Annotated in this window: 15 protein-coding genes; 4 read left to right on the top strand and 11 right to left on the bottom strand. The window is 41.9% G+C overall.

The genetic code is table 11. The features are described 5' to 3' along the window. The first annotated feature begins 97 nt into the window (after nucleotides 1–97). The gene (locus tag BWD47_RS17670) at nucleotides 98–2,272 is read left to right on the top strand and encodes a S9 family peptidase (protein ID WP_075594398.1); all 2,175 of its coding nucleotides are present in this window, start codon (nucleotides 98–100) and stop codon (nucleotides 2,270–2,272) included. 32 nt (nucleotides 2,273–2,304) lie between these two features. On the opposite strand, the gene BWD47_RS17665 is transcribed toward BWD47_RS17670, so the two are convergent. From BWD47_RS17665 to BWD47_RS17645, 5 genes are all read right to left on the bottom strand, one after another. Further along, entirely contained in the window at nucleotides 2,305–3,756 is a 1,452-nt protein-coding gene (locus BWD47_RS17665) for an ATP-binding protein (protein ID WP_075594416.1), read from the bottom strand. An 8-nt stretch (nucleotides 3,757–3,764) separates the two neighbouring features. Further along, complete coding sequence (locus BWD47_RS17660) at nucleotides 3,765–4,475, bottom strand: response regulator transcription factor (RefSeq protein WP_075594397.1); 711 nt, start codon at nucleotides 4,473–4,475, stop codon at nucleotides 3,765–3,767. 59 nt (nucleotides 4,476–4,534) lie between these two features. Beyond that, nucleotides 4,535–5,242 carry a spondin domain-containing protein gene (locus tag BWD47_RS17655; protein ID WP_075594396.1) on the bottom strand — a complete coding sequence of 236 codons (708 nt, stop codon included), beginning with the start codon at nucleotides 5,240–5,242 and terminating at the stop codon, nucleotides 4,535–4,537. A gap of 9 nt (nucleotides 5,243–5,251) precedes the next feature. After that, a complete protein-coding gene (locus tag BWD47_RS17650; RefSeq protein WP_075594395.1) occupies nucleotides 5,252–5,953 on the bottom strand; it encodes a spondin domain-containing protein in 702 nt (233 codons plus the stop codon). Nucleotides 5,954–6,034: 81 nt separating this feature from the next. Continuing rightward, nucleotides 6,035–6,550: a TlpA disulfide reductase family protein gene (locus tag BWD47_RS17645; RefSeq protein WP_075594415.1), complete on the bottom strand. Its 516-nt coding sequence runs from the start codon at nucleotides 6,548–6,550 to the stop codon at nucleotides 6,035–6,037. An 82-nt stretch (nucleotides 6,551–6,632) separates the two neighbouring features. On the opposite strand from BWD47_RS17645, the gene BWD47_RS17640 reads away from it, so the two are divergent. Both BWD47_RS17640 and BWD47_RS17635 read left to right on the top strand, forming a co-directional pair. Beyond that, nucleotides 6,633–7,004, top strand: coding sequence for a DUF4870 domain-containing protein (locus tag BWD47_RS17640; protein ID WP_036974384.1), 372 nt, complete (start codon nucleotides 6,633–6,635; stop codon nucleotides 7,002–7,004). Nucleotides 7,005–7,066: 62 nt separating this feature from the next. Further along, complete coding sequence (locus BWD47_RS17635) at nucleotides 7,067–7,501, top strand: YqaA family protein (protein WP_036974386.1); 435 nt, start codon at nucleotides 7,067–7,069, stop codon at nucleotides 7,499–7,501. On the opposite strand, the gene folX is transcribed toward BWD47_RS17635, so the two are convergent. Genes folX through folM form a run of 3 tightly spaced genes read right to left on the bottom strand, consistent with a single transcriptional unit; the run spans nucleotide 7,498 to nucleotide 9,152 of the window. After that, a complete protein-coding gene (gene folX / locus BWD47_RS17630) occupies nucleotides 7,498–7,857 on the bottom strand; it encodes a dihydroneopterin triphosphate 2'-epimerase (RefSeq protein WP_036974387.1) in 360 nt (119 codons plus the stop codon). The two genes, BWD47_RS17635 and folX, sit on opposite strands and share 4 nt — an antisense overlap. Before the next feature lie 2 nt (nucleotides 7,858–7,859). Beyond that, the gene (gene folE, locus BWD47_RS17625; RefSeq protein ID WP_036974389.1) at nucleotides 7,860–8,414 is read right to left on the bottom strand and encodes a GTP cyclohydrolase I FolE; all 555 of its coding nucleotides are present in this window, start codon (nucleotides 8,412–8,414) and stop codon (nucleotides 7,860–7,862) included. A gap of 18 nt (nucleotides 8,415–8,432) precedes the next feature. Beyond that, entirely contained in the window at nucleotides 8,433–9,152 is a 720-nt protein-coding gene (folM, locus tag BWD47_RS17620; RefSeq protein WP_036974391.1) for a dihydromonapterin reductase, read from the bottom strand. 314 nt (nucleotides 9,153–9,466) lie between these two features. Here folM and BWD47_RS17615 point away from each other — a divergent pair, with 314 nt between their 5' ends. Then, nucleotides 9,467–10,261 carry a sulfite exporter TauE/SafE family protein gene (locus BWD47_RS17615; protein ID WP_227006857.1) on the top strand — a complete coding sequence of 265 codons (795 nt, stop codon included), beginning with the start codon at nucleotides 9,467–9,469 and terminating at the stop codon, nucleotides 10,259–10,261. Here the strand turns inward: BWD47_RS17615 and nadE are convergent. From nadE to BWD47_RS17600, 3 genes are all read right to left on the bottom strand, one after another. After that, nucleotides 10,258–11,094 carry an ammonia-dependent NAD(+) synthetase gene (gene nadE, locus BWD47_RS17610; protein ID WP_074989619.1) on the bottom strand — a complete coding sequence of 279 codons (837 nt, stop codon included), beginning with the start codon at nucleotides 11,092–11,094 and terminating at the stop codon, nucleotides 10,258–10,260. The two genes, BWD47_RS17615 and nadE, sit on opposite strands and share 4 nt — an antisense overlap. 69 nt (nucleotides 11,095–11,163) lie before the next feature. Further along, nucleotides 11,164–11,790: a YceH family protein gene (locus BWD47_RS17605; protein WP_065978876.1), complete on the bottom strand. Its 627-nt coding sequence runs from the start codon at nucleotides 11,788–11,790 to the stop codon at nucleotides 11,164–11,166. 4 nt (nucleotides 11,791–11,794) lie between these two features. After that, the gene (locus BWD47_RS17600) at nucleotides 11,795–15,169 is read right to left on the bottom strand and encodes a response regulator (protein WP_075594394.1); all 3,375 of its coding nucleotides are present in this window, start codon (nucleotides 15,167–15,169) and stop codon (nucleotides 11,795–11,797) included. Between the last annotated feature and the right edge of the window lie 52 nt (nucleotides 15,170–15,221).

Raw genomic sequence — 15,221 nt, 5'->3', positions numbered from 1 at the left:
GGCTCCCTTTTTACATTGCTTCACAAAGCATGCTTATATCTTGCTCTGTTTTTACTTATATTGGAGGATGAATAATAAAAAATACAACAGGAATCTCATGAACGTTGGTTACTCTCTCTGCTTTGCAGCACTCTCATTTGCCGTTTTAACGGCGTGTAATAAAGTCCCTGATACCGCACATAATATTGAGCAATCACGTATCACAGAAAATGCAGGTATAGCGGCACCTATTGCAAAAAAAATTCGCCATGAAATGAGTATTCATGGTGATACGCGTGTCGATAACTATTACTGGATGCGTGATGATGCGCGTAAAAATGAGGCGGTAATTGCCCACCTCACTGCTGAAAATACTTACGTAGATCGCACGATGGCGCATACAAAAGCGCTGCAAGATACACTTTTTAATGAGCTTAAAAGTCGTATAGAGAAAGACGATAACTCTGTGGCTACCAAAAAGGGAGACTATTATTACTCATCGCAGACGCGAGGTGATGATGAGTATCCAATTTATGTGCGAAGCAAATCCAGTGATGGTAACAACCAACAAGTCATATTGGATGTTAATGAGCTTGCTAAAGAGCATGACTACTTTGCTGTAACAGGCTTAGAGGTAAGCCCTAATGGGCATTTATTGGCATACGGTGAAGATACTTTAAGTCGGCGTATTTATACCATTAGAGTGAAAGACTTGGTCAGTGGTGAGCGACTGGAAGATACGATAGAAGGGAGTGAGGGAGATGTTGTTTGGGCAAATGACAACCGCACTTTTTACTACATTAAAAAAGATCCACAAACGTTATTAGGTTATCAGGTTTATCGCCATACATTAGGCACCCCACAAGCTGATGATGAACTGGTTTACGAAGAAAAAGATACTCGCTATTACACCAGCATAGGTAAGAGTAAAGACCATCAAAAAATCTATATTTATCATGAAAGTACTAGTGCTTCTGGTGTCTCTGTTATTGATGCAAATGACACAGGTACTTTGCCGAAGCGGTTCATTGAGCGTGAACCAGAACTTGAATATAGTATTAAAAAGCACGGGGATTGGTACTACATAGTCACCAATCTACATGCCGTTAATTTTCAATTAATGAAGGTACATCAATCACAAGCGCATGATAAAGGCCATTGGCAAACGGTGATTGCGGGTAGGGATAACGTTAAACTTGAAGATATCGAGTTATTTAAGAATCATTTGGTATACAAGGAACGTGAAATGGGGCAAACCCGTTTAACTATTCGTGACTTACGAAACCAAAATGAACAAGTGATTGTTTTTAATGATCCAACTTATATGGTTGATAGCTATGGAAATTTTGAGCTGGATAATCCTCGTTTACGTGTTTACTACTCAAGTATGACAACCCCAGATACCCATTACGATATCGACCTTATAAGCGGCGAAAAAACAGTGCTTAAGCAGCGCAACGTTTTGGGTGACTTTACGCCAAGTAACTATGCATCTGAGCGTATCTATGTAACAACCCGTGATGGTGTTGATGTACCGGTCAGCCTTGTTTATCGTAAAGATAAGTTTAAAAAAGATGGCAGTAACCCTCTTTTACAATACGGATATGGTTCGTATGGTGCGACGATGGATCCGCGTTTTTCGAGCTCGCGTTTGAGCTTACTCGACCGCGGTTTTGTGTTTGCGATTGCACATATTCGTGGCTCTCAAATGCTTGGTCGCCCTTGGTATGAAGATGGCAAATTACTTCATAAGAAAAATACGTTTAATGACTTTATTGATGTAACTAAATCTTTAGTTGCACAAAAGTATGGTGACAAAGAACGCATATTTGCCATGGGAGGCAGTGCCGGAGGGTTATTAATGGGGGCGGTCGTTAATCAAGCGCCAGAGCTTTATAGCGGGGTGATTGCTGCAGTGCCATTTGTTGATGTAGTCACCACGATGTTAGACACAAGTTTACCACTAACAACCAACGAATATGACGAGTGGGGTAATCCGAATGAAAAAGTATTTTACGATTATATGCTGTCATATTCACCGTATGATCAAGTAAAAAAACAAGCCTATCCTCATATGTTGGTCACTACAGGGTTACATGATTCGCAGGTGCAATATTTCGAACCTGCAAAGTGGGTTGCTAAACTGCGCGAATACAAAACAGATAACAATTTAGTACTGTTTAAAACAGATATGGAAGCCGGGCATGGAGGGGCGTCGGGACGCTTTAAAAGCTTACAAGACACCGCCTTGTACTATGCCTTTATGCTTGATTTAGCGGGTTATCAACAATAAGCAAAAAGGCATCAATGCGCTTTTATTGATGCCTATTTTGATAAGTTAAAGCGAAACTGGCTGCCTTTCCCTAAGGTACTCTTCACTTCGATATTACTGTCCATTAGGGTTAGTAAGTGCTTGCATATTGCTAACCCTAGCCCTAATGTTCCTCGTTTTATACTGTTTCGTGCTTGATAATGTGGCTCAAAGATCGCGTGTAACTCGTCTTCGTGTATGCCGATACCCGTGTCTGATACTGTGACGTAAAGTTGCTCACTTTGCTGTGACACGCTAATTGAGACAGTGCCCTTTTCCGGAGTATGGCGAATAGCATTTTCGATCAGGTTGGTTAATATACGTTCTAGTTTGGCAATATCCGTGGTCACGGTGAAATCGCAGATTTCAGGGATAACCTGGAGAGTTATGCCGGCTTTTTGTGCAGTTAATGCTAGCTTGGCCAGGCAATCATAAATAAGCTCTCCTAGATTAAAGGTTTCTGTGTTTATTTTTACTTGGCCACTTTCTAAGTGCGCTAGTTCGAAAATTTGTTCTATTAACAGTTTTAACTGCTGGCAGTTATCCATAGCAAGGCTTAAGTAGTGCTGTTTTTCGTGTTCATTCAAATGACTTTTGGGTTTTTTTATTACTTCAATAAATCCGTGCAATGAAGCAAGCGGTGTTCTTAAATCATGCGAAAGGTGAGTGAGTAACTCGCGGCGCTGTTTATCTGCCTGTTGTAACGATTTTAATTGATCATCAATGCGAGACAACATGCCATGAACTCCTTTGCTTAAGTTACCTATTTCATTGTTACCCGAATAGCGTGGGCTTTGTGTCATTTTTGTTAAGCTGTAATTTGCCGCTCTAATTTGGCAAATCTCGTTATTTAGCTGCGTGAGGGGTAAGGTAAAAAATCGAAAGAGAATAAGCATGATAATAAGTAACGTAATGACTGCAACTACAAACCCTATTGCACCAATCTTAAGAATGTCATTACTTTTAATATTATTAAGTAAAGTATCAAAGGTTTGACCACCAATAATCACGTACAAATAACCTTGCAATTGTTGTTGGTTATAAACCGGCGCGGCAGAGAATATTTTTTGGGTATTACTGCGAGGATCATCACCGTAAATCGGTGTTGTACTCGTTTTATTAATTAGTTCTTTGATAGGGACGAGATTTATTTTTTGTTTAATTACTTGCCCAGGTTTAGCCGAATAGGTCAGTAACTTACCGGTTGAATCAACAAAGTAGAATTCAAAAGCCGGGCCGAGGATCATCAAGGTATGAAATAAGTTCTCCAAAGCTTTATAGTCATAGACACCTTGTTTAATTAATGGATTGTCATTCACTAGGTGCTCAGCTAACTGTAAATGCAGGTTTTGTTGTGCATGATCTTGGGCGCTTTGCTCCAGCTGTTTACTCCAGTTGAATACCAGTGCACACAACAGGCTAAAAATAAATATGAACGACCATGCGAGCTTTTGATATAAGGTCATCGAGTGCATTAATTGGCACTCAACTGACGAGGGTTTAGTTTATAGCCAACACCCCAGACGGTTTCTATAAATGGTGTTTGATGGTATTGCTCAAATTTACTCCGCAGACGGTTGATATGTGAATTCACTGTATGCTCATAACCACTGTGTTGATAACCCCACACTTGGTCGAGTAATTGTTGTCGGCTAAATACGTGGTTCGGGTGCTTGGCAAAATACACCAGTAAATCAAACTCGGTGGCGGTTAAGTTAATTGCTTGGTGGCTGGCAAATTCTATGTGCAGTTTGCCTAGTTGTATTATGGGTTGTTTCTCAGTTTGCTCGTTACTTGATTGTGCCATAAGAAGCTGTGCGCGATGGCGTAGTTGGGTTTTTATACGTGCCTGTAACTCTCTGGCGAAAAAAGGTTTGCAAATATAATCATCTGCTCCCATTTCTAACCCTATAACTCTATCCATATCGCTGCTAAGAGCGGTTAGTAAAATTACTGCGATAGTTGGGTAATGTTCCTTAACTTTTCGACATAAACTTAATCCATCCATCTGCGGCAAGTTTATATCTAGTAATACAAGCCCATAGTGATTGCTAGCAAGCTTTTTAATCGCTGATTCAGCACTGCATGCTTCATCAATGTGTAGGTTTAAGCTTTGTAACTGGGTGGCGATCAAGTGTCGTATAGTTCGGTCATCTTCAACAATTAATACTTTTTCTGTGCGCATAGTCATATCCAAATCGCTAAGGCACCTCCCTATGCCCTCAGCGTAAGTGGGTGCTATTATTATTGCGTCCGCGTTATGATTATCTGAGCAACAGGGTTATCAAATTTATGTTGGTTCGTTAGCACTGAACTTCGTAAACCATCATCTTGGCTAACAACACCAGGGTGCATTGCTACACTGTTGATATCATCTCGGCTTTCGTTAAAACCTTCTCCTGAGTCAGCAGGACCTGGGATCGTACCATGTGCTTCTGAGTTGGTCTCTGTACCAGCATCATAAGCATGACTATGGCGAGAAAGTGATTCATTAACAGCTAACGAAGACACGTCTATAGCATTAAGACCGGTAAAAGCGTCATTTGTATTCACCAACATTGTCGCTAAGCTAATCTTTAATGATTCAAGCTGCTCCGTGGTGAGTGTAAGAGTAAGTTGCTCTCCCGGAGGTAGTGGGCTTTCAGCACTCTGAGCGTGTGTTGCAAAATCAACGGTTAATAGTTGGCTGTTATCACCGCCCTCGGCCATTCTTTCTAATGCCTCTGAAGCAGAGTTTCCTATTTGCCATAGCATACCCTCTGTGTGAGCGATAAGGGCAACAGGAGAAAAAGGTTGTGCGGCGGTTAAATTGGTTATTGTCACAGTAAATTCGTAGCTTGTCGGAGTGACAACCACGGGAGGTTTTACTTCCACATCATTGTTATCTGAATCACTGCATGCTGCGAGGCTTACACCCAGCGCGAGTATAATTAAGCTTTTTGAAAAGCGCATAACGGCCTCCTACTTCACGGTTACAGTTAACATCGCAACAGGGTTAAGCCATCTGTGTACTGTATTATTAAGATCACTGATACCCGCTTCGAGGTCGTCATCACCTAAGTTACCTGGATGAATGTGTACCATGGTATTGTTTTCGTTACTTGTTACACCACTTGCTCCACTACCAGCATTCCCACCAGGTGCCGCAGGAATACCTAAAACACCTAACGCACCCGCACCCTCAACAACACGTTCATCATTGGCTTCTGTACCCGCATCATAAGCATTTAAATACACGGTGTAAGTTCCTGCTTGCGATGGAATCATCCAGCTATCTAAGCCGACAAAACCATCATTGGTGGGGAGTAACATTGCAGTTAGCGATAAATAATTGTTGCCATCGCTGGTGGTTAATGTGGCCATAGTGGAACTGGTAGGCGCTAATAAGCCTTCTGCAGGATTCGCAACCATGTCACTACTTGCAGCAGTCGCTTCATTAATTAAAGGCTCTAAATTTCCGCCTTCAGCCATTGTTTGTAATGCCGTTGAGGCAGGCATTGCTACGTTAAATAACTTATGTTCACTGTTGTGGGCTGCAATGAGCACTGGGGTAAAATGTAACCCTTGGGTGAGGTTGGTCAGTTTAATGTCCAGTTCAGCCGCTTGGCCTAAAAAACTAGTCAAAGCGCTGGCTGCTAACATTGATAAAGGTAAAGCTTTCATTGTTCTTTCCTGTTTTTGATGATTTAAAAACAGTATCAAAGCGCAATATCAAGAAAGCCTCACGAAGTTATCACTTTTTTATCACAGCAAATTAAGTAGCCGTTCAAGGGCGTATACATCTTCGCCATTTTCTTCTTGAATCAGTCGGTTATCTTCATCGAGTAGCAATAGGCGAGGAATCCCTTTGTTTGCATAGGCATTATAAATTGTGCGATTTTCATCACTGATAAGCGGATAGTTAAGATGGTAGTCACGTTTAAACTGTGCCAACGACGTGGAATTTTCTTCACGGCCAATCGCAATAATTTGCAGTTCAGAATTATTGACCCATGGACTTGCTTGTAATTGCTCAATAGTACGCTGAGAATCAGCGCACCAGGTGGCAAATAAAATAATTAGTTTTTTCTTATTCTTAAGTTGTACGATATAGTTTTCAATATCAGTAAATTGGCTATGTTTAAATGATCCGCCTGGTTTAATAAACGTGACGTAATCGTTTTGAGGTAACGCTGGGGTCGTAGCTTGCTTTGCTCCGTTTGAAGAACAAGCGGTTGCTAGAAAACTACAGAGTATCAGTGTTATGCGTGTTTTTTTCATTTGCATCGTGAGCGTTTAATTTTTAATCTGCCCTCATAATATAGGCAAATGAAAAACGAAAACAATACAACAAGGAGATAAAATGGAAGATAATCAAAAAGTTGAATTAGTGGAATGTAATAAAGAGCAACGCACTTGGGCGATGTTATGCCACTTAAGCTCGTTTGCAGGGCTGTTGATCCCCTTTGGTTCCGTGATTGGTCCGCTTATAGTGTGGCTTGCTAAAAAGGATGAAATGCCATTAGTCGCCGAGCATGGCCGTAAATCACTTAATTTTCAATTAACCATGATGATCGCCTACATCGTGAGTTTTTTACTTATCTTTGTAGTGATTGGCGTGATTTTACTGCCTGTGATTGCGGTGTTTGCTTTTATCATGGTGGTGGTCAGTGCAATTAAGGCCAATGATGGTAAAGACGTTAACTACCCGTTGAGTATTGAATTTATAAAATAATGGGATTGCAATATACTGTTAAAGCTCAGTAACCGTGCTGAGCTTGTCTTTTTTGGTGTGCAATGGCCTATTTATCACTTTTTTTTACTGCTTTTATTTCAGCCACCTTATTACCGAGTTCCTCAGAATTAGTCATGACCGCGATGGTAGCCAAAGGCAACTACGTTTTATGGTTACTGTGGCTTAGTGCCACCTTAGGCAATGTGTTAGGGAGCTGTGTAAACTATTGGTTAGGAACACAAGTTTTACGTTTTAAAAACCGTAAATGGTTTCCGGTGTCTGAAAAATCAATTAAAAAAGCAGAAACGCAATTTAACAAGTACGGCATATACAGTTTGTTGTTTGCATGGCTGCCTGTTGTGGGCGACCCTCTGACAGTGGTTGGGGGAATATTTAGAGTTAAATTTTCTGTGTTTTTGATATTAGTTGCCCTTGGCAAAGGCGCACGTTATTTAGCCGTGCTTGCCTTTGCGGTTGGGCTAGAAGGGTTGCTTTAGTCTTTTTGCCAGTCAAGTGTGAGTGACACAGAGTCAGCAAAACGAAGAGCATGAGGTTTATCAACGCGCACTTTAGCGTAATGAACGCTCTGATGCTCATGGCAAATTGCCAGTATCTCTGCAACGAGTTTTTCTAAGAGTAAAAAATGCCCTTGCTCCACAAGACTGATCACCTCTTTAGTGATGGTTTTATAGTTGAGCGCTTTATCAACGGCATCTGTTTCACATGCTTGGTCAGCCGGGTAGTGAATTTCTAAGTTGATCACCACATCCTGCTTTTTTTCCCGCTCGTCTGGGTTAAAACCAATAAAGGTTCTCAGTCTTAAATTCGTTACATTAATAATTGCATTGGCCATAATTACCCTCTAACTAGTTGTAAAAACTCGTTACGGGTTTTTGGATCAGCCCTAAAGTTGCCAAGCATCACTGAGGTGCGCATGCTTGAGTTTTGCTTTTCAACGCCACGCATCATCATGCACATGTGTTTCGCTTCAACAATCACCCCCACGCCTTTTGCTCCAGTGACTTCTTCAACTGCTTTCGCTATTTGATGAGTAAGTTGCTCTTGGATTTGAAAGCGACGCGCAAACATATCAACAATACGTGCAAACTTTGATAAACCAAGTACTTTACCATTTGGAATATAAGCAATGTGGCAACGACCAACAAAGGGTAGCAAGTGATGCTCACACATTGAGTAAAGTTCAATATCTTGAATTAATACCATGTCATCAGCATCTGAGGTAAACACCGCGTTGTTGGTAATTTCATCTAACGTTTGACGATAGCCTTTTGTTAAATATTCCATCGCCTTTGCGGCACGCTTAGGTGTATCTAGTAAGCCTTCGCGTTGAGGGTCTTCGCCTACAGCGCTAATAATGCCTTGGTAACTCTTTTTTAAATCATCGTGCATAGGTTTCTCAATAATTCGTTATTTTAAATGTCTGCCACCATCAACGGGCATCGAACGGCCTGTGATGTAATGACTGTTAAGTAGTAGCTCTACACTGTTAATAATTTCGGCGCAGCCGGGCTCAATACCCATCAACGATTTTTTCAATGTTTTGGCTTTGTATTCGTCGCTATCGTGTTCATTAAAAATGATGAGTGAAGGGGCGATAGCATTGACCTTGATTGCTGGGGCAAATTTTGCAGCAAATGACTTTGTTAGGTTATCAAGCGCGGCTTTACTCGCAGAATAAGCAAGGTGTTTAGGACTGCCTTTTTCAACTACGTAATCAGTAAGATGAATAATATCGGCAGGGTGTCCTGTGTTTTTTTGATAATTAAGTAATAAGTCTGCCGAAGCGAGATTTATTAAATAGGGGGCTTTCGCGTGAATGCGCATCATGTTGTCGAACAGGGCAGCATAATCGTGATTATTTGCTTCGCAGTCCCAGCTTGAAGCATTGTGAATAATTGCTTTAAGCTGGTTTGTGTGACTTTTTAATTGTTCAATAAAGTGCGCAATTGCTTCGTCGTTATTAAAATCTGCATGAATGCAGGTTGCCCCTTTTCCAGCAAGTGTATCAATCGCTTCATGACGTGTGCGATAAGTGACAATGATTGCTTGCCCTTGTGCTAAAAAGTGCTCTGCTAAAGCAAGTCCTATACGTTGACCTGCACCAGTAATTAAAATGGGCGATGACATAAATTAATATAAATCCTTAGACTTTTTAATGCGATAAGGTATGCATTAAGAGTACGTTACTGTAACAACTATAAACCAAATTACAGAACTATTTCATCTTTACTGCAATCATGTAAGCAAACTTTTACGTATCTAATCTCTATATAGATCATTTGCTGAACTTCAAGAGTCAGGCATAATAATCGCACTCGAGGTTCTTCTAGCTGCTTATGTTTGCTTTTTTAAGGTCATGGCATTGGTTACGGTTTATGCCATGGCTGTTCATTATCAGTGTGTACTGTTCCTTATTATTTTCTCAAGGAGCCACCGGGCTAATGGGTCACTTTATGGCGCAAGTGAGTATTGCCGCCACGATGGCTCTCGGATCCTTTGTTGCCGGAGGTACTGCATTAGGGGGCGGGGCGGTGGCGTTTCCTGTGATGACCAAAGTATTAGCAATAGAGCCTGCAACAGCTAAAGTTTTCTCTCTAGCGATTCAAAGTTTTGGTATGACAGCCGCGGCTTTAACAATTATTTTTGGTCGTATTGCCTATTACAAGCACGTGGTGTTGATTGCTGCGCCTTTGGCAATTGTGGGCGCTATTTTTAGCTTACTGTTTATTGCAGATTACGTGCCTCGCTTAGTCGTGAAAGGGGTATTTAGTTCACTACTGTTGTGTTTTGCGCTCACATTAGCGTGGCGTATTTACCGACGAGCCCAGCATATTTGCAGTCAAACTGATATTACCGTGAATAAAGCGCGAGTGGCGCTGGTGGCTGTTATTGGTGGCATTGCATCGGGGTTAGTTGGTTCAGGGGCTGATATTGCCATATTTGCACTGCTCGTCATTGCATACAATGCGAATATTCAACGTGCGACAGCAACCACGGTGATTATAATGGCGTTGACTTCGGTGGTGGCCAGTTGTGTAAACTATTTCTTTCTTAACGTAGTTACTGCGCAGATTGAAGCGTATTTATTAGCCGCGATCCCTGTGGTTGTGCTTGGTGCGCCATTGGGGGCGTATGTGTGTGCGCGGGTCAAAAGCGGGCAATTAATAGGCTTTTTATTGCTGTTAATTGCCCTTGAAGTGTCATTTACGGTTTATGAGCTGTTAAATGCAGTTTAAAGCGCGTCGTAAACAGTGGGGATAGCTTGGCGTTTGTGCTGTGTACGCAGGTAAATCGCCGTTAGTTTTTGCTCTACTTCACTGCTCACATCTCTCCCTTCTAAAAAGTCATCAATTTGCTCATACGTTAAGCCGAGCGCCTCTTCGTCGGTTAAACCTGGGCGGTCACATTCTAGGTCGGCTGTTGGTGCTTTGTGCACGAGCAGTGCTGGGGCACCTAAGTGCTCGGCAAGCGCTCTAACTTGACGTTTCGACAGACCAAACAATGGCGCAAGGTCGCATGCACCATCACCAAATTTAGTGTAAAACCCTGTGATATTTTCAGCACTGTGATCTGTGCCTACAACGAGGCCTTGGCAAAAACCAGCAATTTCGTATTGCGCGACCATACGTTGGCGAGCTTTAACGTTACCTTTAATGAAGTCGATTTTTGCTTGTTCAGGCAATTCACCCCCAGCGCCGATGACAGCCGCCATAGCTTGCTCATGCATGCCATCCACAGCGGCTTTAATATTAACGGTCATGCGCTTGCTGGGTTGAATAAAGTCAACGGCCATTTGCGCTTCGTCTTCATCGGCTTGAATACCGTACGGTAAGCGCACAGCAATAAATTGATACTCGTTGGTGTTATGCTCTTGGTTCAATTCATTCACGGCTAATTGACATAAACGGCCACAGGTTGAAGAGTCCACACCGCCACTAATACCTAATACTAGCGAGCGCGAGTGCGCAGCAAGCAGTCGGCTTTTAAGAAAGTTGACGCGTCGAGTGATCTCCGCTTTTACGTCAATCGTGGGTTGGACTTTCATTTCTGCCAGAATATCGGCACGCATGGTAGAGCTCCTATTTATGTTATTTTTGGCGTTGAATCTAGGGGTATTATGTTACGGGTCTGCTTTTTATTAAAGCCCTAAATGTGCTTTTATAGTGTCTATATGTCGCTTAAGTTCGTCGATCTCAGCCCGTAATTGCTCAACTTCATCGACACGATCGTGTTCAGGCTCTGCTGAATGCGTTATTTCATGTACACTTTGTGGATCAACAAATAGATGTTGATAACGGCTTTCGCGTTTACCGGGCTCACGCGCTAAGCGAGTAACATACTCTTGCTCAATTAGAGAGTTTAAAGCGCTTTCGACCTCATTGACGCTTGCAAACTCAGCAAGGCGATTACTGCGCGTTCTTAATTCGCCCGGCGTCTGTGCGCCGCGTAGTAATAACAAGCAAATAATGGCGCGTTGCTGCTCGGTAAATTGCAAGCTGCCGAATTCAGTATTACAAAAACGGTGCGCGTACTTATTCACGCGACCCGACAGCCCCTCATCAACAGTGACAAGGCGTAATGCAATTAACTCATCAAGCGTGTCTTGCACATCGGCTTCAGTAAGAGAGAGCACAGGCTCCCGATTTGATTTTTGATTACAGGCATTGGTTAATGAATTTAAAGACAGTGGATAATGTTCGGGTGTTGTACTTTGTTTTTCGAGTAAACAGCCAATAACGCGTTGTTGATTAGGAGATAATTGCATTGTTTTACTCTCTTTCTTGGTGGGTGTCTAACCACACGGATAGTTTTTTATTAAGTGAATCAAAGTTTAGCGGCTTGGTTAAATAATCATTCATACCGGCGTTTAAACAGCGCTCTTTATCGCCTTGCATCGCATTAGCTGTAAGCGCAACAATACTAACTTCGCGATGTGCTGTGCCTGCATCGCCGTTACGAATTGCCCGTGTCGCTTGGTAACCGTCCATTTCAGGCATTTGACAATCCATTAAAATTAATTCGTAGGGCATATGTTCTCGGTTTGCTATTTTTGCAATTGCCTCAAGGCCATTTTCGGCAATGTCAAAGCTAATACCGGCTTGTTTTAGCAGCGCGCCTGCAACCATCTGATTTACTTTATTATCTTCAACTAACAATATTTGCGATGCCGAATTTACAGTGTACGTTGCTACTTTTTTTACTAAGGTTTCTTTATTGATTTGTTGCTGCTCGATATATTTATCGTTAGCAAGAGAGTTAAACAAATCAGAGGGCGTTAATGGCTTAAAGATAATACTCTCAACTTTCAGTGTTTGTCTTGTTTGTTTTTCTGTCAGACTCATCGGGGCCATTAAAATGCGTTTACAGCGGGTTGCATTAAAATGTGTTTTAAAGGCCTGTTTTTCGGCTGCACTTGCTTGCATATACAGTTGATAATCAACAAAAATGGCGTCGCAACGTTGACCATTTTGTTGTTTGGCGCGATTTAATAAACTGGCCATGTCGTTTATTTCTTCGACTTCTGCGCCCCATAATTGCAGCTGCTTTTTGGCAATATTACTGCTTAGAGTACAGCTGTCGGCAATTAATATCTGTTTTTTATCAATGATATGGCTAGGCTCGAGGGACTGTTTTTTATAATCTAATTTTACCTTAATGGAAAAGTTAAAGGTGCTGCCTTCGCCATAAGAACTAACCACATTGACATCACCCTGCATCAACTTACACAGCTGCTTTACAATAGCAAGACCCAAGCCCGTGCCACCGTATCGGCGCGTGGTTGAAGCATCGGCTTGGGTAAATGAATCAAATAATGTGGCTTGTTTTTCAGGTTTAATACCAACCCCAGAATCAACGACAGAGCAATCTAAATACATCGCATCGTCAATCTGTTTGACCGTCGCAATGACGATTATTTCGCCATCTTTTGTAAATTTAATCGCATTTCCGAGTAGGTTATTAATAATTTGTCGAATACGATTAGGATCGCTAACAATAAATTCATGGGTAATTTGGGTGGCATCAAGCACAAGCTTGGTATTGTTTTGCTCTGCTTTAATCGCAAATGACTCAACGGTGTCACCCAGTAGTTTTGATACATTAAAGCTAATATTTTCAATATCTAATTTGCCTGCTTCAATTTTCGAGAAATCTAAAATATCGTTGATAATATGCAATAACGACTCAGCAGATGATTGTGCTAATTGAATATGATGATTTTGTTGGCTATCTAACTTGGTTTGCTTGATGATATTAAGCATCCCAATTACGCCATTCATGGGCGTGCGTATCTCATGACTCATACTGGCTAAAAACTCACTTTTAGCTTTAACAGCCTGCTCTGCGGCTTCTTTCGCTTGCACCAGTTGTTGCTCGGTTTCTATACGACGTTGGCTGGCATGTAGGCTACCAATCAGTGCAGCCACGGCAATTAAAAAGCTTTCTTCGTTTTTACTCCATTGCTGGCGACTATGGCACTTTTCAGCACATACCACCCCCATAGTTTTACTGCCTGTAGGAATAATCACCGTAAGCAGAGAGCGAATATCAAACTTATCAAGGTAATCCGTGTATAAGTCTTTAGTAAAGGGATGTTGTTGAGCATCGCTGGCGTTAATAACGGCATTATTGTTAATGGCATCAAAATAGTTTTGCACCTCAACCTGCTGCAAACAGATGGGGTCACTAAATTGTGGGTTGCTCTGATCATGAATAGCAAAAGTGTTGAGTGACTGCCTATCGTCGCTAAACAACCAAATGCTTGCACGGTCGACATTGAGCGCATGGCAAATTGCTTGCACAATTACATGCTTAGACAGGTTTAAGTTGCCAGTCAGGACTGCATCATTCACGGTTAAAGATGCTAAAATTTCGTTGTGTAGTGCTATTTTCTGGTTTTCAAGTTCAATTAGTTTGCGCGCATCTATATCTTGAATTGAGCCAAATAGCTTGATGCATCGACCATTCTTATGCTCAGCCTCACAGTGGACTAAAACCCAAACCGCATCACCTTTTGCATTAATAATTTGAATTTGTGTTTCAAAACTCTTGCCATGTTTAAGCGCCTGCTCGTAAAGGTGGCGAATTTTGTCGCGGCTAAAGCCCGCTTTAAAGCCGTTAAAATTGGTAGGCCATTCAGGTTGTTTATTTATCGGATAGTTAAATATTTGCTTGGTCATATCTGACCAATACATGCTTTTGGTTTCAAGATTAAAAGACCACGCGCCGATTTTGGCAAGACTGCTCATGGTTTCAAGCATTCGTTCGCTTTTGTATTGTCGTTCTAGCATTTTTAAGAAAAATAGCGATGCGCTAGCAAATAACGCACAAACCAAAATTATGGCTATCCTAAGTGGCCATATTGTTGAACTAGGAGGGCTCCAACCGGCTTTTGGCGCCGCATACATGCGCCATTCACCACCCGGAAATGTAATACTGAAACTGAGTGGCGTGTTTTCTAAAATATGCTTTTGACCATAAAAGAATTCACCGTGTTGGCCTTTGCCGTTTCGCCCTTGTAGTGCTACGTCGTAATGATTACCTAATGAGACCAAGCCAGAGTTGGTGTAGATCTTATTAATATCAAGCACCACCGAGAGTAAGCCCCAAAATTTATGGTCAGGTGGCATAAAAACAGGCATTCGGGCGACTAATGCGTGGCCACCTTGCACCAATTCTAATGGGCCCGCCATGACAATGGTATTCTCGTCACGTGCTTTAATGGCATCATCGCGCTGTGCTGCATTCTCTAAAAAGTTAAGGCCAATCGACTTTTCGTTACCTTCTAATGGGTAGGCCATACGAATAACCATATCGGGCGCGCCACCAATATTTCTAAGCTCTGAAGAGGTCTCAAATAGAGGGGCTGCAATTTGTGCAAAGCGTGTTTGATCAAGGTTGGGCTCGGCAGCAACCGCGACCGCAAGGCCACGAACAAGCTGGATATTTGAAATGAGGATTGATTCAAGTTCAGCACGGTAGGCGCTTAATTTAGCCAGTTCTTGAGAGCGAAAGGCGTCTTTTCCGCGGTTGTAATTAATGTGATCTAATACAAAACCAATGAATACAATTAGCGCGAGCGAAAACCAGAAAGCGAGCCTGAGTTTTCTTAGCTTTTTATTGTCGTTTTCAGTCGCTAGCGGCATAAGTCTTATTGCGTATTATACTATCTTCCTACTATAGACAATTTCTGTCGTA

The sequence above is a fragment of the Pseudoalteromonas sp. PAB 2.2 genome, from assembly GCF_001938575.1.
GTDB lineage: Bacteria > Pseudomonadota > Gammaproteobacteria > Enterobacterales > Alteromonadaceae > Pseudoalteromonas > Pseudoalteromonas lipolytica.
This window is presented reverse-complemented; position numbering and strand designations above follow the sequence as displayed.

Coding starts and splice junctions, on each gene's coding strand:
- BWD47_RS17670 (WP_075594398.1), top strand. CDS start 98: ATGAACGTTGGTTACTCTCTCTGCTTTGCAGCACTCTCATTTGCCGTT.
- BWD47_RS17665 (WP_075594416.1), bottom strand. CDS start 3,756: ATGACCTTATATCAAAAGCTCGCATGGTCGTTCATATTTATTTTTAGC.
- BWD47_RS17660 (WP_075594397.1), bottom strand. CDS start 4,475: ATGCGCACAGAAAAAGTATTAATTGTTGAAGATGACCGAACTATACGA.
- BWD47_RS17655 (WP_075594396.1), bottom strand. CDS start 5,242: ATGCGCTTTTCAAAAAGCTTAATTATACTCGCGCTGGGTGTAAGCCTC.
- BWD47_RS17650 (WP_075594395.1), bottom strand. CDS start 5,953: ATGAAAGCTTTACCTTTATCAATGTTAGCAGCCAGCGCTTTGACTAGT.
- BWD47_RS17645 (WP_075594415.1), bottom strand. CDS start 6,550: ATGAAAAAAACACGCATAACACTGATACTCTGTAGTTTTCTAGCAACC.
- BWD47_RS17640 (WP_036974384.1), top strand. CDS start 6,633: ATGGAAGATAATCAAAAAGTTGAATTAGTGGAATGTAATAAAGAGCAA.
- BWD47_RS17635 (WP_036974386.1), top strand. CDS start 7,067: ATGGCCTATTTATCACTTTTTTTTACTGCTTTTATTTCAGCCACCTTA.
- folX (WP_036974387.1), bottom strand. CDS start 7,857: ATGGCCAATGCAATTATTAATGTAACGAATTTAAGACTGAGAACCTTT.
- folE (WP_036974389.1), bottom strand. CDS start 8,414: ATGCACGATGATTTAAAAAAGAGTTACCAAGGCATTATTAGCGCTGTA.
- folM (WP_036974391.1), bottom strand. CDS start 9,152: ATGTCATCGCCCATTTTAATTACTGGTGCAGGTCAACGTATAGGACTT.
- BWD47_RS17615 (WP_227006857.1), top strand. CDS start 9,467: ATGGGTCACTTTATGGCGCAAGTGAGTATTGCCGCCACGATGGCTCTC.
- nadE (WP_074989619.1), bottom strand. CDS start 11,094: ATGCGTGCCGATATTCTGGCAGAAATGAAAGTCCAACCCACGATTGAC.
- BWD47_RS17605 (WP_065978876.1), bottom strand. CDS start 11,790: ATGCAATTATCTCCTAATCAACAACGCGTTATTGGCTGTTTACTCGAA.
- BWD47_RS17600 (WP_075594394.1), bottom strand. CDS start 15,169: ATGCCGCTAGCGACTGAAAACGACAATAAAAAGCTAAGAAAACTCAGG.